Source organism: Lentilactobacillus hilgardii DSM 20176 = ATCC 8290 (assembly GCF_000159315.1).
Taxonomy (GTDB): Bacteria; Bacillota; Bacilli; order Lactobacillales; family Lactobacillaceae; genus Lentilactobacillus; species Lentilactobacillus hilgardii.
On sequence record NZ_GG670065.1, the window covers coordinates 1 to 241 of the forward strand.

At 45.2% G+C, this 241-nt stretch carries 1 protein-coding gene; it reads right to left on the reverse strand.

Annotated features, from left to right (window positions below; genetic code table 11):
• A partial coding sequence (locus HMPREF0519_RS12895; protein WP_003637233.1) for a pyridoxal-phosphate dependent enzyme occupies positions 1–241 on the reverse strand: 241 nt, incomplete at both ends.

Consider the following 241-nt stretch of genomic DNA (forward strand, 5'->3'; position numbering starts at 1 on the left):
TACGACCCTTCATCGAAACATAGTGGATTTGAGCGCCTAAAATTTTATCCAGTAAAATATTTGCCCGATCATCCTGTTGATCATTTGGCGTAATGGTCTCCAAATATAAAATCGTGTTTAGGCCAAGTCGATTGGCTGCCACAGCCGTTTCCATCGCGTGGTTGGACTGGGTGGCCCCAAATGTTATGACCGTATCAGCTCCTTTTTGACGCGCATCCCCCAACAAATATTCAAGCTTACG